This is a genomic window from Amycolatopsis ultiminotia, from assembly GCF_039536925.1.
Classification (GTDB): Bacteria; Actinomycetota; Actinomycetes; order Mycobacteriales; family Pseudonocardiaceae; genus Amycolatopsis; species Amycolatopsis ultiminotia.
The window spans coordinates 37,498-62,704 of sequence record NZ_BAAAZN010000023.1 but is presented as its reverse complement, the minus strand read 5'-3'; the positions used below and the strand labels follow the sequence as shown (position 1 = coordinate 62,704).

At 71.0% G+C, this 25,207-nt stretch carries 23 protein-coding genes and 1 pseudogene; 7 read left to right on the top strand and 17 right to left on the bottom strand.

Annotated elements, in window-relative coordinates; all coding sequences use genetic code 11:
- The first annotated feature begins 114 nt into the window (after positions 1–114).
- Positions 115–756: an NUDIX hydrolase gene (locus tag ABD793_RS36595; protein WP_344868104.1), complete on the top strand. Its 642-nt coding sequence runs from the start codon at positions 115–117 to the stop codon at positions 754–756.
- 50 nt (positions 757–806) lie between these two features.
- Positions 807–1,523, top strand: a complete 717-nt coding sequence (locus ABD793_RS36590) for an LON peptidase substrate-binding domain-containing protein (RefSeq protein WP_344868016.1) — start codon at positions 807–809, stop codon at positions 1,521–1,523.
- Between the two features lie 9 nt (positions 1,524–1,532).
- Here ABD793_RS36590 and ABD793_RS36585 read toward each other — a convergent pair whose 3' ends face one another.
- Positions 1,533–2,171, bottom strand: a complete 639-nt coding sequence (locus ABD793_RS36585; protein WP_344868015.1) for a TetR/AcrR family transcriptional regulator — start codon at positions 2,169–2,171, stop codon at positions 1,533–1,535.
- Positions 2,172–2,283: 112 nt separating this feature from the next.
- Here ABD793_RS36585 and ABD793_RS36580 point away from each other — a divergent pair, with 112 nt between their 5' ends.
- Positions 2,284–3,276: an N-acyl homoserine lactonase family protein gene (locus ABD793_RS36580; protein WP_344868014.1), complete on the top strand. Its 993-nt coding sequence runs from the start codon at positions 2,284–2,286 to the stop codon at positions 3,274–3,276.
- Between the two features lie 16 nt (positions 3,277–3,292).
- On the opposite strand, the gene ABD793_RS36575 is transcribed toward ABD793_RS36580, so the two are convergent.
- From ABD793_RS36575 to ABD793_RS36540, 8 genes and pseudogenes are all read right to left on the bottom strand, one after another.
- Entirely contained in the window at positions 3,293–3,892 is a 600-nt protein-coding gene (locus ABD793_RS36575) for a DUF2567 domain-containing protein (protein WP_344868013.1), read from the bottom strand.
- Between the two features lie 69 nt (positions 3,893–3,961).
- Positions 3,962–4,141 (bottom strand): annotated as a pseudogene (gene bsaP / locus ABD793_RS36570) (biotin synthase auxiliary protein BsaP); the annotation flags it as partial.
- 148 nt (positions 4,142–4,289) lie between these two features.
- On the bottom strand, positions 4,290–5,321 hold the full coding sequence (bioB, locus tag ABD793_RS36565) for a biotin synthase BioB (RefSeq protein WP_425548833.1): 1,032 nt from the start codon (positions 5,319–5,321) through the stop codon (positions 4,290–4,292).
- A 73-nt stretch (positions 5,322–5,394) separates the two neighbouring features.
- Positions 5,395–6,114 carry a dethiobiotin synthase gene (gene bioD, locus ABD793_RS36560; protein WP_344868103.1) on the bottom strand — a complete coding sequence of 240 codons (720 nt, stop codon included), beginning with the start codon at positions 6,112–6,114 and terminating at the stop codon, positions 5,395–5,397.
- Positions 6,115–6,171: 57 nt separating this feature from the next.
- On the bottom strand, positions 6,172–8,358 hold the full coding sequence (locus ABD793_RS36555; RefSeq protein ID WP_344868011.1) for a bifunctional SulP family inorganic anion transporter/carbonic anhydrase: 2,187 nt from the start codon (positions 8,356–8,358) through the stop codon (positions 6,172–6,174).
- A 291-nt stretch (positions 8,359–8,649) separates the two neighbouring features.
- Positions 8,650–9,930: an adenosylmethionine--8-amino-7-oxononanoate transaminase gene (locus tag ABD793_RS36550; protein WP_344868009.1), complete on the bottom strand. Its 1,281-nt coding sequence runs from the start codon at positions 9,928–9,930 to the stop codon at positions 8,650–8,652.
- Between the two features lie 45 nt (positions 9,931–9,975).
- Complete coding sequence (locus ABD793_RS36545) at positions 9,976–11,196, bottom strand: cytochrome P450 family protein (RefSeq protein WP_344868007.1); 1,221 nt, start codon at positions 11,194–11,196, stop codon at positions 9,976–9,978.
- A gap of 26 nt (positions 11,197–11,222) precedes the next feature.
- On the bottom strand, positions 11,223–11,636 hold the full coding sequence (locus tag ABD793_RS36540; protein WP_344868005.1) for an SRPBCC domain-containing protein: 414 nt from the start codon (positions 11,634–11,636) through the stop codon (positions 11,223–11,225).
- A 52-nt stretch (positions 11,637–11,688) separates the two neighbouring features.
- Between ABD793_RS36540 and ABD793_RS36535 the strand changes: the two genes are divergently transcribed.
- Complete coding sequence (locus tag ABD793_RS36535) at positions 11,689–12,318, top strand: nucleoside/nucleotide kinase family protein (RefSeq protein ID WP_344868004.1); 630 nt, start codon at positions 11,689–11,691, stop codon at positions 12,316–12,318.
- Positions 12,319–12,616: 298 nt separating this feature from the next.
- Here ABD793_RS36535 and ABD793_RS36530 read toward each other — a convergent pair whose 3' ends face one another.
- The 5 genes from ABD793_RS36530 to ABD793_RS36510 all read right to left on the bottom strand — a co-directional run bounded on the left by ABD793_RS36530 (position 12,617) and on the right by ABD793_RS36510 (position 18,189).
- The gene (locus ABD793_RS36530; protein ID WP_344868003.1) at positions 12,617–13,774 is read right to left on the bottom strand and encodes a glycosyltransferase family 4 protein; all 1,158 of its coding nucleotides are present in this window, start codon (positions 13,772–13,774) and stop codon (positions 12,617–12,619) included.
- Between the two features lie 78 nt (positions 13,775–13,852).
- Positions 13,853–14,914 carry a C40 family peptidase gene (locus ABD793_RS36525; RefSeq protein ID WP_344868002.1) on the bottom strand — a complete coding sequence of 354 codons (1,062 nt, stop codon included), beginning with the start codon at positions 14,912–14,914 and terminating at the stop codon, positions 13,853–13,855.
- 432 nt (positions 14,915–15,346) lie between these two features.
- The gene (locus ABD793_RS36520; protein WP_344868102.1) at positions 15,347–15,547 is read right to left on the bottom strand and encodes a hypothetical protein; all 201 of its coding nucleotides are present in this window, start codon (positions 15,545–15,547) and stop codon (positions 15,347–15,349) included.
- 556 nt (positions 15,548–16,103) lie between these two features.
- A complete protein-coding gene (locus ABD793_RS36515) occupies positions 16,104–17,483 on the bottom strand; it encodes an NYN domain-containing protein (protein ID WP_344868001.1) in 1,380 nt (459 codons plus the stop codon).
- A 121-nt stretch (positions 17,484–17,604) separates the two neighbouring features.
- Positions 17,605–18,189, bottom strand: coding sequence for a TetR/AcrR family transcriptional regulator (locus ABD793_RS36510; RefSeq protein ID WP_344868000.1), 585 nt, complete (start codon positions 18,187–18,189; stop codon positions 17,605–17,607).
- Positions 18,190–18,286: 97 nt separating this feature from the next.
- Between ABD793_RS36510 and ABD793_RS36505 the strand changes: the two genes are divergently transcribed.
- The 3 genes from ABD793_RS36505 to ABD793_RS36495 all read left to right on the top strand — a co-directional run bounded on the left by ABD793_RS36505 (position 18,287) and on the right by ABD793_RS36495 (position 21,454).
- Positions 18,287–19,327, top strand: a complete 1,041-nt coding sequence (locus ABD793_RS36505) for an NAD(P)-dependent alcohol dehydrogenase (RefSeq protein WP_344867998.1) — start codon at positions 18,287–18,289, stop codon at positions 19,325–19,327.
- 47 nt (positions 19,328–19,374) lie between these two features.
- Positions 19,375–21,093 (top strand): DEDD exonuclease domain-containing protein, encoded by a 1,719-nt coding sequence (locus tag ABD793_RS36500; RefSeq protein ID WP_344867997.1) that lies wholly within the window; start codon positions 19,375–19,377, stop codon positions 21,091–21,093.
- A 76-nt stretch (positions 21,094–21,169) separates the two neighbouring features.
- Positions 21,170–21,454, top strand: a complete 285-nt coding sequence (locus ABD793_RS36495) for an Lrp/AsnC family transcriptional regulator (RefSeq protein WP_344867996.1) — start codon at positions 21,170–21,172, stop codon at positions 21,452–21,454.
- A gap of 61 nt (positions 21,455–21,515) precedes the next feature.
- Here the strand turns inward: ABD793_RS36495 and qcrB are convergent, their stop codons facing one another.
- From qcrB to qcrC, 3 genes are read right to left on the bottom strand one after another with little or no spacing between them, the layout of a single operon-like run.
- Positions 21,516–23,195: a cytochrome bc1 complex cytochrome b subunit gene (gene qcrB / locus ABD793_RS36490; protein ID WP_344867994.1), complete on the bottom strand. Its 1,680-nt coding sequence runs from the start codon at positions 23,193–23,195 to the stop codon at positions 21,516–21,518.
- Positions 23,192–24,343, bottom strand: a complete 1,152-nt coding sequence (gene qcrA / locus ABD793_RS36485) for a cytochrome bc1 complex Rieske iron-sulfur subunit (RefSeq protein ID WP_344867993.1) — start codon at positions 24,341–24,343, stop codon at positions 23,192–23,194. Before qcrA ends, qcrB begins: the two co-directional genes overlap by 4 nt.
- A complete protein-coding gene (gene qcrC, locus ABD793_RS36480) occupies positions 24,340–25,158 on the bottom strand; it encodes a cytochrome bc1 complex diheme cytochrome c subunit (RefSeq protein ID WP_344867991.1) in 819 nt (272 codons plus the stop codon). The genes qcrA and qcrC overlap by 4 nt, the downstream gene beginning before the upstream one ends.
- Positions 25,159–25,207: the final 49 nt, after the last annotated feature.

The following is a 25,207-nucleotide window of genomic DNA, read 5'->3' as shown; positions in this document are numbered from 1 at the left end:
ACCGGCCGTCGCCGGCCGGTTTCGTTCTGCCTGGTTTTCGCCTTATAATCGAAAACTGTGCGAAGTCATCTTAACACCCAGGCCCCGCTCGCCCACGAGGTTCTCGCTGCCGTCCTGCAAGTGCGCTCGGACACACTGCAGGTGCTGCTGTGGCGGCGGGCGCTCGACCCGCACCTCGGCCGCTGGTCACTGCCCGGCGGACGGCTGCGGCCGGACGAGGACGTGGAGACCTCCATCCGCCGCCAGCTCGCCGAGAAGGTGGATGTCCGCAAGCTCAAGCACGTGGAGCAGCTGGCCGTGTTCAGCGCACCCGACCGGGTGCCGGGCCCGCGGGCCGTCGCGACCGCGTTCCTCGGCCTCGTCCCGTCCGGGGTCGACCCGGTGGTGCCGGAAGACACCCAGTGGCACGACGTGAACGCCCTGCCGCGCACCGCGTTCGACCACGAGGCCATCGTGCTGCACGCCCGCGACCGCCTGCGTTCGAAACTCAGCTACACCAACCTCGGCTTCGCGCTCGCCCCCGAAGAATTCACCATTTCGGCATTGCGCGGCCTGTATTCCGCGGCGCTGGGCTACAAGGTGTCCGCGACGAACCTGCAACGCGTGCTCCAGCGCCGCGGGTTGCTGGTGCCGACCGGCCACACCGTCTCCCCCGGCCGCACCGGCGGCCGCCCCGCGGCGTCGTTCTCCTTCGCGGGCAAGGGGATGCAGGTGACCGACCCGTTCGCGGTGCTGAAACCCCCGCCACGCAAGTGAGGCTGCACGCACGGACTGCGCGGCCGCCCGGCTGCCCGTACCGTGGACGCGTGACCGAGCCGGAGCAAGTTCCCAGCGGAACGGCGATCCTGCCGTTGTTCCCGCTGCAGACCGTGTTGCTTCCCGGCACCCACCTGCCGCTGCACATCTTCGAACCGCGCTACCGGCAGCTCACCGCCGACCTGATGAGCGGTTCCGTACCGGGCAGCGAGTTCGGCGTGGTCGCACTGCGCGCCCCCCTCGTGCGCGAGGTGAGTGGTCTGGACCATGTGTACGAGGTGGGCTGCAGCACCGTGTTGAAGGAGGCGAAACGCCATCCGGACGGCCGCTACGACGTGATCACCAAGGCCGCGCGACGGTTCCGCCTGCGCGAACTGGACCGCACCTCGGCGCCGTACCTGGTGGGCGTGGTGGAGTGGGTGCCCGACGGCCCGGTGCCCGCCGCGGCCGAGCCGGCCGGCCGGCAGCTCGGCGAGGTCGCGCGCACTGCCCACCAGCGCTACTGCGAGGCCGCCTGGCACGAGGACGACTGGCGTTCCCCGGTCGAGGACGCCGATCTGGCCGAGCTGGCCTACCAGCTGGCCGCGGACTGCCTGCTGCCGCTGGAAGACCGGCAGCTGCTGCTCGAGGAGACCCATCCGCTGCGCCGGCTGCGGATCGCGTGCCGCCTGCTCACCAGGGAAGCCGGATTCCTGGAAACGCTCGGCGCGGTCCCGCTGCCGCCCACCCAGCTGAGCACGTTCACCAAACCGTCCGACCTGAACTGACCCCGGACCTCAGCCCGGCCGAGGGCCTGCCGGTCGCGCCGCGGCGACAGCGGCGGTGACGGCGCTGGTGAGCCGGGCGAGGTAACCGTCGTCGACCTGTCCACTGGTGAATCCGAGCCGGAACACCAAGGGTGCCAGCAGCAGGTCGATGGCCAGTTCGTGGTCGATGTCGGCGGGCAGTTCCCCGCGTCCGACCGCGCGGGACAGCAACGCATCGGCTGCGGCGCGACGAGGCCCGCCCACCTCCTCGCGTAGCGCCTCGGACAGCGACGGGTTTCGCTCCGTCTCGGCGATCATGTCCAGCACGATCCGGATGACCGCCGGACGGCGCGCCTGTTCGAGGGTGACTTCCAGGTACTCCCGGACGTCGCCGGCCAATGTGCCGGTGTCGGCGACCTCCGGCAGGTTCGCCCGCACCACGGCACCGACCAGGTCGATCAGCATCGCCTGCTTGGACCGCCAGCGCCGGTAGACAGCGGCCTTGCCGACACCGGCACGCCGCGCCACCGCCTCCATCGACATCCGGGCGTAGCCGGTCTCCGCGAGCTCGGCGAACATCGCCGACGCGATCGCTTCGGTCACCGATTCCTGGAGCACCGCGGCTCCGGCCGGCGCACGGGCGGTCCGGCGGTTCGGCTTGGTCGACATGGGTCGGCACCCTACCCACAACGGAACGGTTGCGTCTCGACGCAGACGCGGATAACCTCGATTTCGCACGTCGGAACGATCCCGTTCCGTCGTTGATTCAGGAGGTGGGTGCATGACCGCGGTCAAGGTGTTTCCGCTGCGGATCGGCCGGACCAAGGTGCCCTACGGGCAGTTCTACGGCGGGCTCGACACGTTCTCGCTCACGGAGTTCGTGCAGGACAAGGACCATTTCATCTGGGTCCCGATCCACGCGTTCCTGATCGAGCACCCGAGCGCGGGCCCGTTCCTCGTCGACACCGGCATCGGACCGGGTCAGGCGGACGAGCACGCCCGGTACTACGGCGGCTCGATCATGGAATACCTGATGGACGACGACGAGTACGACCTGCCTGCCGGCGAGCGGATCGAGGTCCAGCTCGAACGGCACGGCTACCGGCCCGCCGATATCCGGGGTGTGGTCGTCACGCACTTCCACGAGGACCACATCGGCTCGCTGAACCTCTTCCCCGGTGCCGAGGTGTACCTCGGCAGGGACGAGTACGAGGCACGGGATTCGAAGGCGCTCGGCCTGGTGCCGCTGGCGTACCCGCGGTCGATCGAGGCGGTCGAGAACTGGCGTCCGGTCGATTTCACCGGGCCGGCCATCGGCGGCTTCGACCGCTCGGCGGACATCCTCGGCGACGGCAGCCTCGTGCTGCTGCCCACGCCCGGACACAGCCCCGGCAGCACCAGCGCCCTCGTCCGGACCGACAGCAGTGATCTGCTGCTGACCGGGGATGCGATGTACACCATCCGGCACCTGGCCGTCGACCACGTCCGCCAGATGCAGACGGACAACGCGGAGACGTTCGTCGACTCGATCCGGCGGATCCAGTGGCTGCACCGGGCGTTGCCGAACCTGGTCATCCTGACCTCGCACGACCACACCGAGTACGGCGAGCACCTGCGCGGCGCGCTGGCAGGCGGCGAGTTGTCCGAAGCGGACCTGTCCTGGGCGAAGGCCTGGGAGCGCGAGACGTTCGATCCGGTGTTCGGGATCAACCCCGCGAAGCTGCCGCGCTTCGTGCCCGCCGCCGACGGCGATCCGGTCGGCCTCGCGCGCTGACGCCGGGTGCGGGACCTCAGCCCAGCCGGCGGCCGAGGTCCTCCCGGCCGTTCCATGCGGTCATCAACGCGTAGACAAGACAGGTGAGCAGCGGCGCGGCCAGCACCACCCAGCCGGAATCCAGCCGTGGTGCCTGCGCGACGACCGCGCCGAGCGCGGGCGGGCTGTCCACCGAGTACCGGGAGTTCGCGAAGGCCGGGCCCATCTGGGTGCCCAGCCAGGCGGCGACCAGCGCCCCGGCCACCGCGGCCACGAACACCACCGGTCCCCGGCGTTCCCGCAGGAACCACGCGACGATCCCGATCAGCAGCCCGGTGGCCATCGCGAGGAAGCCGAAGACGGCCAGGTCGTCGAAGCGGTGCCAGCTTTCCAGTTCCAGCGGCGCGAGCCCGCCGTCGGCGGTCACCAGCCGCATCCGCTGCGGCGGTGCCATCAGCGACCACAGCCAGCCGAGCGGGATGCCGAGCAGTGCCGCGGTGGAGAGCACGCTCACCGCGGGCAGCAGATCCGCCTTCACCACGACCCGTGGCCGCTGCGGAGGGAACAGCACCGGCACCGACCAGGTGTCGGCCACGGCGGACGACCGGTGTGCAGCCTTGCCCGCGGAATCGACCACCCCGGACTCCCTCCCTGCTCGTGTGCGGACCGAGCGTAACCGGTCTCGCCCGCCGGGGTCACTCGCGGTTCACCCGCCGGCGGTCTCCCCATGCCGGCTGCACCGTGCGCTCCACCCGAGCGGCGTCACCTGCACCACCATCCGGCGCGCACAGAACCGGCAGAACCGCGGCGGTTCCAGCGCCGTACGCGGGGTGTGGCAGGCCGTGTGCCCGGCACCGCCCGCGGCGCGTCCACAGTGGACACAGTAGCCGGACTGACCGGACGGTTGCGATTCGCCGGGACACTCGGACCGTCCCGGTTGACCCTGCGGTTCGGGCTGTCCCGGCCGGCTCGACAGCCCGGATTGTTCCGGTCGGGCGGGCCGGGTCGGTTGGCCGGGGTCCGGTTGGTCGGGTTCAGAGGCTGTCACTGAGCGCCTTCACCGGCATCTTCAGCTCGGCGAGCATCTCCAGGTCCGCGGCGGCCGGGCGGCCGAGGTTGGTCAGGTAGTTGCCGACGATGATCGCGTTGATGCCGCCGAGCATGCCCTGCTCCGCGCCGAGGTCGCCGAGGGTCAGCTCCCGGCCGCCGGCAAACCGCAGCATCGTGCGCGGCATGGCGAGCCGGAAGGCCGCGACGGTGCGCAGCGCGTCCTTGCCCTCGACGATCTCGTAGTTCTCATACGGCGTGCCCGGCTGCGGGATGAGGAAGTTCATCGGCACCTCGTGCGGGCTCAGCTGTGCCAGCTGCACGGCGAACTCGGCGCGCTGCGCGACCGTCTCCCCCATCCCGACGATGCCACCGCAGCAGACCTCCATACCCGCTTCGGCGACCATCCGCAGGGTGTCCCAGCGCTCTTCCCAGGAATGCGTGGTGACCACTTCGGGGAAGTGCGAACGAGCCGTCTCCAGGTTGTGGTTGTAGCGGTGCACGCCCATCTCGACCAGCTCGTCCACCTGCTCCTGCGTGAGCATGCCGAGCGAGCAGGCGATCTGGATGTCGTTGCCGTCCGCGCGGATCGCTTCGACGCCCTGGCGGACCTGCGCCAGCAGCCGCGCGTCCGGCCCGCGCACGGCGGCGACGATGCAGAATTCGGTCGCCCCGGTCTCCGCGGTCTGCCGGGCGGCCTTCACCAGGCCGGGGATGTCCAGCCACGCCGAACGCACCGGCGTCGGGAACCGGCCGGACTGCGAGCAGAAGTGGCAGTCCTCCGGGCAGCCGCCGGTCTTCAGGCTGACGATCCCCTCGACCTCGACCTCCGGACCGCACCAGCGCATCCGCACCTCGTGCGCGAGCTGCAGCGCCTCGGACAGCCGCTCGTCCGGCAGCTGCAGCACGGCGAGCACCTGCTGCTCGGACAGCCCCTCCCCGCGGCCGAGCACCTGCTCGCGGGCCACGGCGAGCACGTCGCCGAGGTCGGGGCCGGTGGTCTCCGGGACTGCGGTCACGGTTTCTCCTTCGGGTGGGGTGCGGACCGGTGCCATGGTGCCCGAGCCTGCCGGGACCCGGATGCGACTCTGCTCACGTCCGGCGGGCCACCGTGGCGGCGAAGGCCTCCGGGTCGAACTCCCCGCCGAACCACGGGGAGAGGCCGAGCCGCGCCCGGTCGACGAACGCATCGTGCCCGGCCTGCCCGAGCCCGGCAGGCAGTACGCCGAGCAGCGGCGCCCCCGCGGCGACCGGCAGGTCGGTCAGGTTCTCACCGGCGGCCAGGTCCGGTTCAGCGGGCCAGGAGCCGATCACCACGCCGACCACGTTCAGCCCGCGCCGGGTGGCGACCTCGGCGGTGAGTGCGGTCGCGTTGAGCGTGCCGAGCTCGGCCCCGGCGACGATCACCACCGGCGCGCCCAGCGACCACGCCACGTCGGCAAGCCCGCTGCCCTGTGCGTCGAACCGGACCAGCAGGCCGCCCGCGCCCTCGACGATCGTCAGGTCGTGCCCGTCGTCGAGTTCGCTCACCGCGGCGGCGGCCTCACCGGGACCGAGTGCCGGCAGGCCGCTGCGCCGGGCCGCGGCCTCCGGGGACAACGGGTCCGGGTACCGGCGCAGCTCCCTGGTGGTGACGCGCTTGCCTGCCAGCCGCACGATCTCGTCCAGATCGCCCGCCTCGCCCGGTGCCACCCCGGTCTGCGCCGGTTTGAGCACCGCAACGCGCTGTCCCCGCTCGAGCGCCAGCGCCGCGATCGCCGCGGTGGCGATCGTCTTGCCGACCCCGGTCCCGGTCCCCGTCATCACGAGCATGGTCACGGGCCACCAACTTAGTCACCCGCACCCGGCGGGCACCACGCCCGTCCTGGATCACCCACCGGTCGGGGCGGGCAACGACGGGGCCGGCGACCCCGCGGACACGAATGCGCCCCGCTTCGGACCGGACAGATACACCTGTGCGGCGCCGACGTCGAAGTACAGTCCGCTCAGCAGCAGTTCACCGCGCGCCTCGGCGTCGGCGACCAGCGGATACTCGCGCAGGTGGTCGAGCTGCTGCAGCACGTTGTGCAGGGCGAGCCGGTCCCGCTCCCCGGCCGGCAGCTGCCCGTCGAGAGTCACCGGGCCGCTGCTGTGCTTGCTCGGTTCGGCGTGCGCCAGCCAGGCGGCCAGCGCGGTGCCCGGCGGCGCACCCTCGGCGAGCGCACCCATCGCACCGCACGAGGAATGCCCGCAGACCACGATCTCCCGCACGCCGAGCACGCCCACCGCGAACTCGATCGACGCGTTCATCGACGGATCGGCCTGCGCAGGCGGTACCAGATTGCCGATGTTGCGGATGGTGAACAGATCACCCGGCCCGGACGTGGTGATCAGGTTCGGCACGATCCGCGAATCGCCGCACGTGATGAACAGCGTGTGCGGCTGCTGGCCGTTCGCCAGCCCGCTGAGGGTGTCCTTGAGCAGTGGTGCGGCGCGGCGCTGGAACTCGGTGGCACCCCGGTGGGTCCGCTGCCCCGGCAGCGCCACGTCCACTGCCTGCCACGCGGACCACGGCGCGAGCCAGCGCGGCACGGCACTGGCGGCCGCATTCCGCCGCAGCGTCGGGCTGCCCTCCTTGCCCTTGCCGAACCACGGATGCCCGACCTCGTCGACGGTCACCACGCCACCGGCTCGTTCGTGCGCCTGCTGCCAGGTGGTCAGGCTCTCGAAGGCCGCGTGGTCCAGGTAGTCGACCACCAGGTCCAGGGTGACCGTCGCACGTTCCGGGACCGAGCCGAGCACCTTCGTCAACCGCGGCACGGACAGGAAGGTGAGCACGCCTTCGACGACCACCCGCCATTCACTGCCGTGCTGTTCGACGTGGATGCCGGACCACACGGTGCGGCGCACCATCAGCAGCACCGCGAGCACGACCCCCGCGAGCACGCCGGTGAGCAGGTCGAACACGACCACGCCACCGAGCGTCACCAGGTACAGCGGCAGATCGCCGTGCCGCAGCACCTGCCGCAGGTGCGCCGGATTGACCAGCTTGGCGCCCACGTGCACGAGCAGACCGGCGAGTGCGGCGAGCGGGATGCTGCCGAGCACCCCGGCGAGCGCGACCACGAACACGAGCACCCAGACCCCGTGCAGCACTGCCGAAGCCCGGGTGCGCGCACCGGCCGCGACGTTGGTGGAACTGCGCACGATCACCCCGGTCACCGGCAGCCCGCCGAGTGCACCGGACACCATGTTCGCCGCGCCCTGGCCGAGCAGCTCCCGGTCGAGGTTCGCACGCGGGCCGTTCTGCAGTTTGTCGACCGCGACCGCGGAAAGCAGGCTTTCCACGCTGGCGATCAGCGCGATGGTGATGGCGGCGACCACCACGTCCACCCAGCCGCCGCCGGGCAGCTCGGGCGCGAAGCGGATCTGCAGCAGATCGCCCGAAAGCTCCACGCGCGGCAGGGTCATGCCCGCGAGCAGCGAGACGCCGGTGGCGATCGCGATCGCGGCGAGCGGACCGGGCACCTTGCGCACGGCCGCGGGCAGCTTCGGCCAGATCAGCAGGATGGCGATGGTGAGCAGGCCGATCGCCGCGGCCGCGTCGTGGTGGGCAACGATCTGGCCGGGCAGTTCGGCGATGTTCTCCAGTGCCGAACTCTGCGCGCTCCCGCCGAGCACGACGTGCAGCTGGCCGAGCACGATCGTCACGCCGATCCCGGCGAGCATGCCGTGCACGATGGCAGGCGAGATGGCGAGCGCGGCCCTGGCGACCCGGCTCAGTCCGAGCAGCAGCTGCAGCGCACCGGCGAGCATGCTGATCAGGCAGGTGACCTGCCACCCGAACGTTTCGATGGTCTCCGCCATCAACACGGTCAGCCCCGCCGCGGGCCCGCTGACCTGCAGCGGGGAGCCACCGAGCAGCCCGGCGACCACCCCGCCCACGACCGCGGCGATCAGCCCCGCGACGATCGGCGCCCCGGAGGCGAGCGCGATCCCGAGGGAAAGCGGCACAGCGACAAGAAAAACCACGAGCGAGGCGGGTACGTCGTGGCGAAGCACGGCTAGACGTCTCATGATCACCAGGAAACCTGGGAACGCGTGAAATGTCCGCTATGCCTCATACCGTAGAGTGAATTTGTATTGGATCTCCCACTTTCCGGTTGCGTAGATCGTCAAGACGTGGATTGCAGGGCAGGCTGGATCGGGCCGGACTGGGGCCGCCACCACCGGGTGCGCACGCAGGTGCGCGAGTTGCTGCCCCACGTTGCGCAGGGCCGGCTGGTCCGCCGGGGTGACGGGTATTTTCCGCCAGCCGCGGACGACTCCTCGCGTCCGGCCCGGCGCGTCCGCTGCTTTCCGGTGAATTCACGCTTTCCGGGCCACCTCGAGCATCGCGGAGGTGATCGCGGCCAGGTCGGCGTCGCCAGTGAGGTATGGCGGCATCGCGTAGACGAGATTCCGGAACGGCCGCAGCCACACCCCGTGTGCGGCCGCCACGTCCGTCGCCACGCCCATGTCCACGTCGTGGTCGAGTTCCAGCACGCCGATCGCGCCGAGCACCCGCACATCGGTCACGTTCGCCACGTCGCGTGCCGGGTCCAGTCCGCTGCGCAGGCCGGCCTCGATCCGCGCGACGTCGGTCGCCCAGCCGCCGTCGGCGAGCAGGCCGAGCGACGCGTTCGCGACCGCGGCGGCCAGCGGGTTGCCCATGAACGTCGGCCCGTGCGCGAGCACCGGCAGCTCGCCCCTGGTGATGCCGTCGGCGATCCGCGGCGTGCACAGCGCGGCGGCCATCGTGAGGTAGCCGCCGGTCAGCGCCTTGCCGAGGCACAGCACGTCGGGGCTCACCCCGGCGTGCCCGGCCGCGAACATCCGCCCGGTACGGCCGAAACCGGTGGCGATCTCGTCGAAGATGAGCAGTACGTCGTGTTCCCGCGTCAGCTCACGCAGGGCCCGCAGGTACCCGGGGTGGTGGAAGCGCATTCCGCCCGCCCCCTGCACCACCGGTTCCACGATCACCGCGGCCAGCTCGTGCGCGTGCCGCTCCAGCGTGCTCGCCAGCTCGTCCACATAGGACTGATCCGGCGGCTCGGCGAATCCGGACGGCGGTGCGGGCACGAACACCTGTTCCGGCAGCACCCCGCGCCACAGCGAGTGCATGCCGCCGTCCGGGTCGCAGACGCTCATCGGCGTGAAGGTGTCGCCGTGGTAGCCGCCGCGCCAGGTGAGCAGCCGCCGCTTGCCTGCCAGCCCGCGCGAACGCTGGTACTGCAGGCACATCTTGACCGCGACCTCGACCGACACCGAACCGGAGTCACACAGGAACACGTGCTCCAGCCCGTCCGGGGTGACCTCGACGAGGGTCCTCGCGAGCGTGATCGCCGGCTCGTGGGTGAGCCCGCCGAACATCACGTGGCTCATCCGGCCGGCTTGTTCGGTGAGTGCCGCGTCGAGCACCGGGTGCCGGTAGCCGTGCACCGCCGCCCACCAGGACGACATGCCGTCGACCAGCTCCCGGCCGTCGGCCAGCCGCAGCCGCACGCCGCTCGCCTCGGTGACCAGCAGCGGCGGCACCTTGCCCGGCATCGGGGCATAGGGATGCCAGACGTGGGCGGCGTCGAGGGCGAGCAGGTCGGCGGGATCCACGCGCCGACCCTAACCACCCGCCGCAGCGGGTGGATGTGACTGTCGCTACCGGCGCGCCGCCCCCAGCCGCACGGGCAGTTCGCGCAGACCGTGCACCAGCGTGCTCGAGCGGTACCGCAGCTGCTCCTCCGGCACGGCCAGCGCCAAATCGGGGAACCGGTTCAGCAGGCTGCCCAGCGCGACCTCCGCCTCGAGCCTGGCCAGCGGGGCGCCGACGCAGTAGTGGATGCCGTGGCCGAACGCGAGGTGCCCGCCTGCCGGACGGGTGACGTCGAGGTCGGCCGGATCGGGGAACCGGCCCTCGTCGCGGTTCGCCGCGAGCAGCGAGACGCGGACGAACTCGCCTGCCGGGATCGTGGTGCCGCCGACCGCCACGTCCTCGGTGGTGTAGCGGATCGTCGCGATGTTGATCGGCCCGTCGAAGCGCAGGAACTCCTCCACCGCGCCGGGCAGCAGGCTCGGTTCGGCACGCAGCTTCGCCGCCTGGTCCGGGGCCCGCAGCAGGGCGAGCGTGGCGTTGCCGATCAGGTTCACCGTGGTCTCGTGGCCCGCGACGAGCAGCAGGAACGCCATCCCGACCAGTTCCTGCTCGCTGAGCGCGTCACCCTCGTCGGTGGCCTGCACGAGTTCCGACAGCAGGTCCTCGGCCGGTTCGACGCGCTTGTCCTCGACCAGCTTCACGAGGTAGCCCTGCATCCGGGCGGCCGCGTCCTCGATCACGGCCGGTTCCTCGCCGCCGCCCGAGAGCAGGGTGTTCGACCAGCCGGAGAACTCGCCGCGGTCCTCGGGGCGCACCCCGAGCAGCTCACAGATCACCGTGATCGGCAGCGGCAGGGCGAACGCGGCCATCAGGTCCAGCTGCTCGTGCCGCGCCATCTCGTCCAGCAGCTCGCCGGTGATCTCCTCGACCCGCGGCCGCAGCCGCGCGACCGTCCGGCTGGTGAACGCCTTGTTCACCAGCTTGCGCAGGCGTGTGTGGTCCGGCGGATCGCTGTTCAGCATGTTCGCGCTGAGCAGCTCACCGAAGCCGGCACCCAGGTTCTCCTCGCCGAGCTTCGCGGCCATCAGCTCGTGGGCACCCTGGTTGTTCTTGCTCACCCGCGGATCGGTGAGCGCCGCCCTGGCGTCCTCGTAGCCGGTGATCAGGTAGGACGGCCAGCCCCAAGCCGTGTGGACCGGGCACACCGGGCCGCGCTGCTCCGCCAGCCACTCGTGCGTGTGCTGCATGAACCGCTCATCGATGGCGGGGATTTCCTCGACGCTCAAACCGGCCTCCCGGGTGTCGGTCGTCCTCAGCGCTCGGCCAGTGCGGCTTCGACACGCTCGATCACGTCCTGCCAGTATGCCCGCGCCTCGGTGCGCTCCGCCGCGTCCGCAAGCCACTCCTGGTGGATCTTGACGGTGGCCCGCTTGCCGAGGTCGACGACGGTGAGCTGCACGGTGGAGTCGTGGTCCCAGTCCTTGGGCCGCCAGGTCAGCCGCACCCGGCTGCCCTCGTGGAAGCTGCGGATCTGGCCGCTGGTGCCGTTCGCGGTCTCGTAGCCCGCGCCCCGTTGCCGCGGCAGCTCGACGCCGGGACCGAGCCAGATCTCCAGCCCCTCCCTGCCCAGCAGGAACTCCCACAGCCTGCTGCCCGGATACGGCAGCGTGCGGGAAACCCCTATCTCCCAACCACTTCGTGCGGTCTTGCCCGCCTCGTCGGCCATACCGCCATGATGGCACCGGACACCGACGAAAACCGGTGCGGGACCATGAAGTGTGCGCTATCGCCCGATTTCCCCCGACGTATTGACGGCCGAGCTGACCGACCGCATCGCCGCGCTCACCCACCGCCGCCGGATCGCGGTCGCCGTCGACGGCGCGGACGACGCGACCGCGGCTGCCGCACTGGCCGACTCCCTCGTCGACCCGCTGCGGACGCTGGGCAGGGCAACACTGCGGGTGCCTGCCCGCGGTTTCCTGCGCCCGGCGTCGCTGCGATTCGAACACGGGAAGCACGATCCGGACGCGCGCTACACGGACTGGCTCGACGTCGGCGGCCTGCGCCGGGAAGTACTGGACCCGCTCGGCGAGCACGGCACCGGCGAAGTCCTGCCCGCGCTGTGGGATCCAGCCCGCGACCGCGCAACCCGGCTGCCCCGGGTACCGCTCCCGGACGGCGGCGTAGTGCTGGTCGACGGGGAGTTCCTGCTCGGTGCCGGGCTCGCCTTCGACTTCGTGGTGCACCTGTGGCTCTCCCCGCCCGCGCTACGCCGGCGGGTGCCCGAAGACCGGGGTTGGGCCGTGCCGGCGTACGAGCGGTACGAGGCCGAGGTGGACCCGAGCGCACTTGCCGACGTCGTGGTCCGCGTGGACGACCCCCGCCACCCCGCGGTCTACGAACCCTGATGGCGGGGCCAGCGTGCGCCGATCACGGTCGAGGTGCAAGAGCCCGTTACCTGCTCGGGAGAACCGATGTATCTCGAGATTCAAGCTGACGACATCGAACGCGCCGCATCCCGGACGGAGCTGGCAGGGCTACTTTCTCGACACCGAAAGCAACACCTTCGGTGCGTTCGAAGTCGACCAGAACGCCGCCGAGCAGCACCGAAGGTCGCGGGGACGGAGACCGACCGGCGCAACCATCCACAACGGACACAACCCTGACCGTGGACCTGGCACCACCGGCAGGGGGCAGACCGCAGGCTCAGCGGACCGCGGCGACCGGTGCTCCCTCCAGCAGCGTCGAAAGCCGCCGCGCCATCGTGTCCCAGCGCCAGTGTTCGGAAACCCAGGCGCGGCCTGCCTCGCCCATGCGGCGGGCGCGGACCCGGTCGGTCAGCAGCGCGGCGAGGGTGTCGGCCAGCTGGGCCACATCGCGGCCGTCGACAACGTGGCCGGTCACCTCGTCGAGCACGGTTTCCGGGGCGCCACCGGAGCGGCCTGCCACCACCGGAAGACCGGTCGCCGACGCCTCCAGGTAGACGATGCCGAGACCTTCCACGTCCAGGCCCTTGCCGCGGGTGCGGGCCGGCATCGCGAACACGTCGCCGGCGTTGTAGTGCGCGGGCAGTTCCTCCCACGGCACCGAGCCGGTGAGCACGACGTCGCGGGCCACGCCCCGTGCCTCGGCCAGCTGGGTCAGGTGCTTGCCGTGCGGACCGCCGCCGACCAGCAGCAGCGCCGCGTCCGGCACCCGCTCGCGGATCGCGGGCAGCGCCTGCACGAGCATGTCCTGGCCCTTGCGCGGCACCAGCCGGGAAACGCACACCACGGTCGGCCGGTCACCGAGACCGTGCCGGGCCCTGATCTCCGCGCGGGCAGCCGGATCCGGCGAGAACACCGTGGTGTCCACCCCGCTCGGCAGCAGCTCCAGTCCGGCCCGCGGGCCGAACGCCGCGGCGAACCGGCGGCGGGTGTACTTGCTGACGTAGGTGACGACGTCGACCGTGTCGCCGATCCGGCGCAGTGCCTGCCGCGAGCCGGGCAGCATCGACCAGCCGACCTCGTGCCCGTGCGTCGACGCCACCACGCGCCGTGCGCCGGCCTGCCGCAGCGGCTGCGCCAGCAGGGCGAGCGGGGCGGCCGCGCCGAACCACACCGCGGTACAACCGCGGGCACGCATGATCTCCTTCGCCCGGCGGAGCACGTCCGGCGTCGGCAGCATCAGCGACGTCGGATGCCGCACCACCTCGAACGGCGCCGCCGCGTCGAATTCGGGGTGCGAACCGCTGCGGCCCTGCCACGAGGGGGCGTAGACCACGAGCTCGTCCGCGGGCAGCCGGGTGGCCAGCGAGTTGAGGTAGTTCTGGATGCCACCGGGCCGCGGCGGGAAGTCGTTGGTCACGAGCAGGGTCCTCAGCACACTGGCAGGCTACTTTCCGGTGGAGACGACGACGGGGCGGCACCGCGTGTGCGGTACCGCCCCGGTCGAGGACGTGCTTCAGGACACCCTGCGGGCACCCACGTACTGGCTCTGCAGCGGCGAGATCTTCACGACGTCACCGGAGGTCGGCGCGTGCACCATCTTGCCGTTGCCGAGGTACATCCCCACATGCGACACCGGCGAGTAGTAGAACACCAGGTCACCCGGCTGCAGCTGGCTGCGCTGCACCGCCGTGCCGAAGGTCGACTGCGCACTGCTCGACCGCGGCAGCGAGATGCCGGCCTTCTCGTACGCCCACTTCATCAGACCCGAGCAGTCGAACTGGTTCGGACCGGTGGCACCCCACACGTAGGGGCTGCCCAGCTTGCTGAGCGCGGCATCGAGCGCGGCCTGCGCGGCGGGACCGGGTGCCTTGATGTTCGTCGGCGCCTCGCCGCCGGTGTCGCCGCGCAGCGCCCGGTCGAGCGTGCTGAGCGACGGCTCGGTCTTCTTCAGCTGGTCGATCTGGTCGTCGAGCGTCTTCTTCTTGGTCTTGATGTCGTTGGTCAGCTTCTGCGCGCCGTCCCGCGCCGCGGTGGCCCGCTGCGCGGCATCCGAGGCGAGCTTTTCCGCGTCCTTGGCCTGCTTGACCGCACCGGCGAGCTTCTGCAGCGCGGCGTCCTTTTCGGACGCGATCTGGTCGAGTGCGGCGGAGCGGTCGAGGAATTCCTGCGTGGACGAACCGGCCAGCAGCGCCGACATCTTGTTCATCTGCACACCGGACAGGAAGGACGCGCCGGCGAACTTGTCGACATCGACCTTGTACTTCGCCTCGTCGGCGGCGGCGCTCGCGGACTGCGAGTGCGCGGTGTTCACGTCATCGCCGGCCTTGTCGAGGTCCTTCTGCTTGGCGGCGAGGTCGTCCTGTGCCTTCAGGAGTTCCTCGTTCGCCTTCTCGGCCTGTGCCGAGAGGTCACGGTATTTGGCCAGTGCGTCCGAACCGGAGTCCGGCGGGGTCTGGAGGGCGGGGAGGGGGGCGGCGGTGGCGGTGGCCGCTGGTTGCGCCACGGTGACGACCGCGATCACGGACGCCGCTGCGAGGGCACCTGACACCACGCGCTTCACTGGATGCGACTGCACGGTCGCGCGGGTCTCCTTTGCTGTCGGGCCGCCGTCTCCGGAACCGCGACGCAGCAGCAGAGGTCGGGGGCCCTCAACATCAAGCGTCCGCGCCGTCCGTGTTCCGGCCGTGGTGCAGTGCACCAGCCTTTCCACGCACGGTGTGGTTCCGGTAATGGCTCCCCGACAAAGCCGTCCCGGCGGCGATCCCGCGTCGCCACCCTGCGGGCGGCTACCTGTCGCGAGATCTCGGCCAGGTTACGAAAAGACCAGGAGCTCGTCCACCGGACCCCCCGTAAAAACTCTCCGTAGTTCCCGGAAACACCATCGGACCAGCGAAGGAGCCGAATGTGACGAGTGTCATACGCTGCGCTGGCGCTGGGAGTCGGGATCATTACGGACCGTTCACCGCACCGACCCGACCGCTCGTCGAGCAGCCGTCACCCACTCGAGTCACGCCGGCTTACGGTCGGACGCCGGCACCAGCCGCAGCCGAGGCACCATCCCCGCCTCGGCGAGTGCGTCGACGGCTCGCCGTTCGTCGGCGTCCCAGACCACCCCGACGGGAGGCCCGAGCAGCACACTCACCACGCAGTCGTGACACGCCGCGCCCCGCACCGCACACCGGTCGCAGTCGATGACGAGCGTGCCGATACCGTCCGCCCCGACGTCGACCGCCCCGACCGGACGATGTCCGGGATCCGGCGGCCGCGGACGCCGGACCGCAGATTGCGCCACCGCCCCACGCACCCCGGCGACAGGCTGCGGTCCAGGAGTGCCGTGCGGTCCCGGAGTGCCGTGCGGCCCCGGAACGTCGTGCGGCCCCGGAACGTCGCGCAGCCCAGCTGCGGGTCGTGGCGCAGCAGCATGGCGCGGTCCGGTGGCAGGTTGCCGCCCGGCAGCGTCGTCCTGCCCCACGGCAGCTCGCGTCCCCACGGCAGCTTGCGGGCCAACCGCGGGTTGCCGCCCGACCTCGGGTTGCGGCCCCTGGGCAGCGGCTGATCCGGCCGCCGACGGCGGTCCGGCCGTTGCTCCCACTGCACCGACCGTGCGGTGCGTGGTGGTCGGCTCGTCGGTTGCTTGCTCGATGTTCTCGTCCACCGCAGGCTCCTCCGGTTCACGGGCGTCCGGATCGGGCTTCCGGATCAGCACCCGTTCGCACGGTAGGAACCACCACCGACAGTTTCGGCGTGCTCGTCTCGCCTGCGGGTCAGACTCGACCCAATCGGCTGACCAGCACCGCCGACGGGACGGGGTGGGCGCCGTTCGCGCGGACCGAATCGGCGACCGCCCGGTCGGACGTCGCCACGACCATCGGACGGCCCTTCGGTTCGGCGGACACCAGTGCGCGAATGACGTCATCGGCCAGCACCCCGCGTTCGGAGAACAACACGCGCACCCCGCGTGGCACCGAAGCCGGTACCGACAGCACGCCCGCGCCGTCGAACACCACAGTCACCTCCGCCGACGTGCGTGCGGCCAGCGCGGACAGCTGGTGTGCCAGCCGGTCGCGCTGGTCGGCCAAGGCCAGCTCGGGATAACCGGTCTTGGTGACGTTGTAGCCGTCGACGATCAGGTGCACGTTCGGCAGTGCGAGGTGCCGGTCGAGCGCAGCCACGTCCGGGATCCGCCCGCCGGGGCCGAGGCCGGACCTCGCGCCGCCGACCATGTCGGCAGGGCGGGCACCGCGGTCGCCCAGTGCCAGCTCCCGGCGCAGACCGTGCACGGCACCGTCGATGGTGTCCACGAGCAGTGCCAGCCGGACTTCGTCGGCTTCACGGGCCTCGCGGGCCGACTGCCGGGCGATCTCCGCATCTGCGACCGCGCGTTCGGCCCGGCTCCGTTCGGCCACGACGCGCTTTCGCTCCCGTTCCAGACGGTCGGTGAGCACCTCGATCTCACGCTGCCGCTCCGCTCCCCCTCCGGCCAGCTCGGCGCGCGCAGCCTCCGCCGCGTCCTTCGCCTGCCGCAGCTGCACACCTTGCTCACGTAGCCGCCGTAGCAGCTTCTCAACCTCGCCCTCGCGCTCGCCACGCGCACTGTCCGCGGCTTCGCGGGCTCGCTTGAGCTCCGCGCGCAGCTCCGCGACTTCGGCCTCGAGCCGTTGGTTGCGGGCCAGTACGGCGTCCCGCTCCGCGCGCAACGCCGTCTCCTCGGCGTTCTTCGCAACGAGCCGGACCCGCCCCTCGGCGCTGGACTCGCCGAGCAGCACGGCCGCCGCTGCGGCAGCCACCGAGTCGGCGATGTTCGGGTCCAAGGCGTCGGTGCGATGCTCGCGCAGCCATTCGAGCACCGCGATGCGGAACTGGGTCGAATCGCCGAGTGCGGACAGCAGCGCGGTACCACCGAGCTTCGCGCGTTTGGCCGGGGCGAACTTCGCGACCGGCCGCAACTGCCGGGGCACGTCGGCGATCGGCAGCTTCGCGACGGCCGCCGCGGCCAGTTCGGCGATGCGCTCACGCACCGCCTCCGGCAGGTTCACCCACGACGCCGGCTCGGGGGCCGGGGCGTCCGGTTCCGCCCGCGCCGGAGCCGCCGAGGGGCCTTTGGCCTCCTCGGGTTCCTCCGGTTCCACCGGCTGCGGGTGCATTGGTCCAGGGTAGGCCCCGGCGCAGGATCGTGCGCCGTGCGGGACGCGCCGGTCCAGCAGTGCGGGACAAGCGGGTCCACCACTGCGGAACGCGCGCCGGTCCAGCAGTGCGGAATCCGGTTCAGCCTGCCGCCACCACCCGGCGGACGCTCTCCCGGAGCAGCGCGCGGCGCCGCTCGTGCACCTCTTCGGGCTCTTCGGCGGTGGCTGCGTAGACATTGCTCACCGGCGACCACGCCATGGACATCGCGATGACCATGGCCATCACGTCGAACGGGTCACCCGGCCGCACGGTTCCCGCCTCCTGGGACGCCGCGATACCGCGCACCTTGTGCTCGTTGCGCTCCCCCTCGTCGTCGACCAGGTGCCCGGCCGGACGGCGTTCGAGCCGGGTCCAGGTGGCCAGCCGGATGAGGTCGGGACGGCGCAGGTACTCGTCGTAGAGGCGGACCGCCCAGTCCGCGAGATCGTCCCCGATCGGGGCGGCGTCGACGATCCAGTCCAGCGACTCGGCGAAGAGCGTGTCGAACAGCCCTTCCTTGCTCCCGAAGTACGCGTAGAGCTGTGCCTTGTTGGTGCTCGCTGCGGCCACGATCCGGTCGACGCGCGCGCCGGCGATGCCGTACTCGGCGAATTCCCGGCTCGCCACTTCGAGGATGCGCTCTCGCGTGGCGACACCGCGGGCGGTGCGGGGCTGGGCAGGCATCCCCCCACGCTAGCAACAGACCAGTCGGTTTGCGCTGCCTCCCCTACGGAGGCTACGGTCAAATAAACCGAACAGTCTGTCTGAAAGGAATCCCGCGATGCGCACCACGACCGGATGGCAGGCCGGCGGCGACCCGGTGGTCCTGCACCGGACCGCCCTCGAGCGGCGGGACCTGCGCGCCGACGACATCGCCGTGCGAGTGGATTACTGCGGCGTCTGCCACACCGACCTGCACGCACTCAACGGGCACTCCCCCGACCGGCCGCCGCTCGTCCCCGGCCACGAATTCACCGGTGTGGTGACCGAAACCGGGCCCGCCGTCACCCGGTTCCGGCCCGGCGACCCGGTCGCGGTCGGCAACATCGTCGACTCCTGCGGCAGCTGTCCGCCGTGTCGCGCCGGGCAGGAGAACTTCTGCCGGGAGTACCCGACGCTGACCTACCAGGGCACCGATCGCCACGACGGTTCGACCACGCTCGGCGGGTACTCCCGCGAATACGTCGTCCGCGACGCGTTCGCCTACCCGCTGCCCGCCGGTCTCGACCCGGCAGGCGCCGCACCGCTGCTCTGCGCCGGGATCACCGTGTGGGAACCGTTGCGCGCGCTGGGAGTGGGGCCGGGCACCCGGATCGCGGTGGCCGGGCTCGGCGGGCTGGGGCACCTGGCGGTCAAGCTGGCCGTGGCGCTCGGCGCGGAGGTCACAGTGCTCACCCGGTCGGCGGAGAAGACGAACGACGCACTTCAACTCGGCGCGAAGGATGTCGTCGTGTCGACCGATCCGGAGCAGGTGGCCGCCGCCCGAGACCGGTTCGAGGTCGTCCTGGACACCATCGCGGTCGCGCACGAGCTGAAGCCGTACCTGGGGATGGTCGCGATGGACGGGACGCTCAGCATGGTCGGGTACCTGGGCCCGGTCACCGTCGAGGCGATGGACCTGCTGATCGGGCGGAAGAAATTCGGCTCGGCAGGCAGCGGCGGCCGTCCGGCGACCGCGGAGCTGCTGGACTTCTGCGCGGACCACGGCGTGACCGCCGACGTCGAAATCCTCCCGTCCGCACGGGTCGGCGAGGCACTGGACCGGCTCGGCCGCGGCGACGTGCGGTACCGCTTCGTGCTCGACCTTTCCGACCTGTCCTGAACCAGCCTGCCCGGGAATGTCGGTGGGCGGCCCTACTGTGCGCGATCATGGAGACGCGTCCGGACCGCTCCCCGGCACAACTGGCGTTCGACGAGCTCGGCACGCCGTTGCGGGACACCACCTTCGTCGTGTTCGACCTGGAGACCACCGGCACCAAACCGGGACCGGACGGGATCACCGAGATCGGCGCGGTCAAGGTGCGCGGCGGACGGGTGCTGGGCGAGTTCGCCACGCTGGTCAACCCGGGTGCGCCGATCCCGCCGCAGATCGTGGAGCTGACCGGGATCACCCAGGCGATGGTCTACGACGCCCCGCGCATCGAACGGGTGCTGCCCGCGTTCCTGGAGTTCCTCTCCGGTGCCGTGCTGGTGGCGCACAACTCCGGCTTCGACACCGGGTTCATGAAAGCTGCGTGCGAAGGCCACGGCTACGTCTGGCCGCGGGCCACGGTCGTCTGCACGGTGAAGCTCGCCCGGCGGGTGATCCCGCGGGAGGAGGCCCGCAGCTACCGGCTGTCGTCGCTGGCAATGCTGCTCGGCGCGCGCACCCGGCCGACGCACCGCGCGCTCGACGACGCACGCGCCACCGTGGACGTGCTGCACGCGCTGCTGGAGCGGGTCGGCAACCTCGGCGTGCACACCGTCGAGGAGCTGGTCGACTATTTGCCCGAAGTCACCCCCGCGCAACGGCGCAAGCGGCATCTGGCCGCCGATCTGCCCGCGCGGCCGGGGGTGTACCTGTTCAAGGGGCCCGGCGGCGAAGTGCTGTACGTCGGCACCGCGCGCGATCTGAGAAGGCGTGTGCGCACGTACTTCACCGGTTCGGAAAGCCGCGGCCGGATCCGCGAGATGGTGGCGCTGGCCGAGAGCGTGGACGCCGTTGAGTGCTCGCATTCTCTCGAGGCCGAGATCCGGGAGCTGCGGCTGATTGCGGCGCACCGGCCGGCGTACAACCGGCGTTCGAAGAACCCGCACCACGCGTGGTGGGTAGGGCTCACCGACGAAGCATTCCCCCGGCTCTCGGTGGTACGGCTGCCGCGGGCGGGCACGCTCGGACCGTTTCGCAGCCAGGCCGACGCACGCACCGCGGCCGAGACTCTCGCCGATGCGACCGGGCTACGCACCTGTACGCAACGCATTTCGGCCACCGCCGCGCACGGCACCCCGTGTGTGCTGGCGGAGCTGGGACGCTGCGGTGCGCCGTGTGCGGGACGGCAGAGCGTGGCGGAGTACTCCCCTGCTGTCGAGGCCACCCGCGGCCTGATCGCCGGCCAGGACGGTCGTCCACTGCACCTCGCAGCGGCCCGGCTGGAGCGGCTGTCCGAAGCACAGCACTACGAGCAGGCCGCGCAGCACCGCGACGAGCTGGCCGGTCTCGTCCGCGCCGTCGGCAGGGCACATCGGCAAGCCGCGCTCGCCGCGATCGCAGAGCTGATCGCCGCCGCCCCGGACGGCAACGGGGGCTGGGAACTCACCGTGATCCGCCACGGCAGGCTTGCCTCGGCCGGCGTCGCCCGCCGTGGTGTACCCCCGATGCCGGTGGTCGAGGCGCTGGTGGCTGCGGCCGAGACGGTGCTGCCCGGCGAGGGCCCGCTGCACGGCGCCCCCGGTGAGGAGGTCGCCATCCTGCTGCGCTGGCTGGCCCGCCCCGGCGTCCGGCTCGTCCGCACCACCCGTCCCTGGGCCGAACCCACCGCGATCGCCGGGTGGCGGGCCTGGCTCGACCGCGTCAGCGACGCCCGCACGCTCGAGCACCTCCCCGGCTGACGGGAACCGCGAGCCGGGTGGTGATCCCGGCTACGATCGCGCTCATCGGGTTGTCCCCAGGGAGCGGAGGAACGCTGTGATCACGGCGATCGTGCTGGTCAACGTAGAGGCCGAGGAGATTCCGGAGGCCGCGCAGGCGATCGCGGATCTCGAGGGGGTCGGCGAGGTCTACTCCTGCGCCGGGGATGTCGACCTGATCGCCACCGTGCGGGTGCAGGCGCACGAGGACCTGGCCGACCTGATTCCCGGGCGGATCGGCAAGGTCCGCGGGGTACTCGACACCGTCACGCACATCGCGTTCCGGTCCTACTCGCGGGCGGACACCGATTCGGCGTTCGAGATCGGCGTCGAAGGCGCCTGACCGGTACGCAGAAGGCCCCTTCCGCCGGGCGGAAGGGGCCTTCTGCGTACCGAAAAGCGGGTCAGTGCCCGGAGCCGACCTCATGCGATTCCGCACGGTCCTGATCCGGCGCATCCGGGGCGTGGCCATCCCCGTTGCCGCCCGCGTGCCCGTTGCCGTGCGCACGCTCCAGCGCGGCCGTCTCCTCCGGCGGGTCCGGAGTCCACAGCGAGCCGGGAACGGCCTGTCCTGCGGTGCCGAGCTTGTTCATCTTCTTCGGCACGGCCGCGCCCTGGTACTCGAGCGGGATCGCGTGCCCGTGGTCGTCCACGCCGCCGAGCGGCTGGTGGATTTCGATGAACTCGCCGTGCGGCAGCCGCTTGATGATGCCCGTCTCGACGCCGTGGTCCAGCACTTCCCGGTCGGCCCGCTGCAGCCCGAGGCAGATCCGGTAGGTGAAGTAGTAGGCGAGCGGCGGCACCACGAGGACGCCGATGCGCCCGGCCCAGGTGGTCGCGTTCAGCGAGATGTCGAACTGGTCGGCGATGATGTCGTTGAAACCGGACAGTTCGATCACCGCGAAGAACCCGAGCGCCATCATGCCCAGTGCGGTGCGGACCGGTGCGTCCCGCGGCCGTTGGAGCAGGTTGTGGTGCGCGGTGTCCTTCGACAGCTTCCGTTCGAGGAACGGATACGCCAGGAGGAGCCCGATCAGCACCGGCATCCCGATCGCACCGGGGAAGAACACCGCCGGGATCGTGTAATTCCCGAGGTAGACCTCCCAGGCCGGCCAGATCCGCAGCATGCCGTCGGCCCAGGCCATGTACCAGTCCGGTTGCGAACCGGCGGAGACCATGGACGGGTTGTACGGACCGAAGTTCCACACCGGGTTGATCTGGAACAGCCCGGACAGCAGCGCCAGCACCCCCACGACCAGGGTGAAGAACGCCCCGCCCTTGAGCGCGAAGTACGGCACGATCCGCACGCCGACGACGTTCGTCTCCTTGCGCCGCACGCCGGGGAACTGCGTGTGCTTCTGGTACCAGACCAGCGCCAGGTGCGCACCGACCAGCGCCAGCATGATGCCCGGGATCAGCAGGATGTGCAGCGTGTAGAGCCGCGGGATGATCTGGTCACCCGGGAACTCCCCGCCGAACAGCGCCCAGTGCAGCCAGGTGCCGATGACCGGAACGGACAGCACGATGCCGGACAGCGTCGCGCGGATACCGGTACCGGAGAGCAGGTCGTCCGGCAGCGAGTATCCGAAGAAGCCCTCGAACATGCCCAGGACCAGCAGCAGGCCGCCGATCACCCAGTTCGCCTCGCGCGGCCTGCGGAACGCACCGGTGAAGAAGATCCGGAACATGTGGATCATCATCGCCGCGACGAAGATCAGCGCCGCCCAGTGGTGCAGCTGGCGCACGAACAGGCCGCCGCGCACGTCGAACGAGATGTCCAGCGTCGTCCTGAACGCCTGGGACATCTGCATGCCCTGCATGTTCTGGAAGCTGCCGTGATAGGTGACTTCCTGCATGGAGGGGTCGAAGAACAGCGTCAGGTACACCCCGGACAGCAGGATCACGATGAAGCTGTAGAGCGCGATCTCGCCGAGCAGGAACGACCAGTGCGTGGGGAAGACCTTGTTGAACTGGTGCCGCAGGCCCTTGGCGAGGTGGTAGCGCTGGTCCGCGTTGTCCGCGGCCTCGCCGAGGTGCTGCTCGAGTGCGCTCGTGCCCTTGGTCGGCGTGGTGAGTGAACTCATGACTTACGCTCCCAGAAGGCCGGGCCGATGGCCTCGATGAAATCGCCCTTCGCGACCAAGTATCCCTCTTCGTCCACCGTGATCGGAAGCTGGGCGAGCGGACGGGTGGCGGGACCGAAGATCGGCTTGGCGTAGTGCAGTGCGTCGAACTGCGACTGGTGGCACGGGCACAGGATGCGGTTCGTACGCTGTTCGTACAGCGAGGTCGGGCACCCCACGTGGCTGCAGATCTTCGTGTACGCGTAGTAGTCGCCGAAGTTGAAGTCCTCCTGGCCCTTCCGCTTGACCACGCGCGCGGCGTCGGTCGGGCGCAGCCGGATGAGCATGACCGGGTTGTCGACCCTGGTCAGCGCGGCGGCGAGCGCCTCGCGGTCGCCCTTCTCCGAATCGCGGTACGGGAACACCGTCTCCATCGCGCCCGCGTCGAGGTCCTCGACCCGCAGCAGCGTGACGCCCTTCTCGACCTCCTGGTCGAGGCTGCCGACGTTGCGCCGCAGGTAGACCTTCTCGCCCTTGAACTTCGGCTGCCAGCCGGTGTGCCAGAGCGAATCCTCGCTCTCGGTGTCCTTCCACGGGTCCTTGATGAAGGACGCGACGGGAAGGGCCGCGACGGCGAGGCCGAGCGCACCCGCCCCGGCGCCCGCGGTGCGCTTGATCAGCGACCGGCGGGCGATCGTGCTGCGGGTCCCCGCGTCGGCGAGGTGCGCGAGGATGGTGGCCCGGTCGACCTCCTTGGACGGGCCGTCGCCGCGCTCCTGCACCGCGGTCTCGTGCGGCACGAACTTCTTCGTGTACACGATCACGCCGATGCCGAGGCACAGCACCGCGAGGCCGAGCGAGACACCCAGCGCCGGGGTGTAGAGGCTGTAGGTCGAGTGCCCGGTCGGGTCGCTCGGGTCCTTGTACTCCCACCAGTGCGGCCACGCCATGACGACGACGAACGCCAGCCCGAAGAGCGCGGACAGCGTGAACCAGAGCGCCACCAGGCGCTGCGCCCGCCGCTCCGCGCGGGTGTTCTCCACCGGCCACGGGGTGGGGTAGTCGACGATCTCGACCCCGTCCAGCTGCCCGCCGAGCTTGAGCAGCTGGTCCCGGTCCATCTCGGCCAGCTCCGCCTCCGAGGGCGGCTGGGGCCCTTCGGCACTCATGCCTTCGATCCAATCCACAGGGTGATGCCGACGAGCGCGGCGATTCCGACGACGAACGCGATCACGCCCTCGGACGCGGGGCCGAGCCCGCCGAGGCCGTTGCCACCTGGGTTGTTGTTGCCGTCGGACACCGACTTCACGTAGGCGACGATGTCCTTCTTCTCGTCCGGGTTGAGCTGCCGGTCGGAGAATTTAGGCATGTTCTGCGGCCCGGTGAGCATCGCGTCGTAGATCTGTTCCTCGGTCGCCGGGTCGAGGTTCGGCGCGTACTTGCCCGCCGACAGCGCGCCACCACGGCCGGTGAAGTTGTGGCACGACGCGCAGTTGAGCCGGAACAGCTCGCCACCGCGGGCGGGGTCGCTGCCGCGCAGTGCCTCGCCGCGTTCCGCCGGCCGCTGTGCACCGCCGCCGTGCGCCTGCACGTAGGCGCCGACGGCGTCGATCTCGCTCGGGGTCAGCTTCGGCGGCTTCCGCTCGACCTGCGCCTCCTGGCGGGCCGCGGGCATCCGGCCGGAGGAGGTCTGGAAGTACACGGCCGCGTCGCCGATGCCGATGAGGCTCGGACCGCGGTCCTTGACGCCTTCCAGGTTCGCACCGTGGCATTCGATGCAGGTGTTGTTGTAGACCTGCGCACCCTGGCGCAGCAGCGCCGGGTCACCCTGCGCCTGCGCGGTCTGCGGCTCCGGGGCGAACACGGCGTACAGGGCCCCGGCCCCCACCAGGGCGACGCCGAGTGCGAGCACGCCCGCGAAGCGCCTGCGCAGCTTCGAGCGCGCGCGGAAACGGCGCTCCGGGGACTTGTTCGTGGTGGTCATCTTGCGGCAACCCTTGCTGTCAGTTCAGGCCGATGTGCTGGTGGGCGGC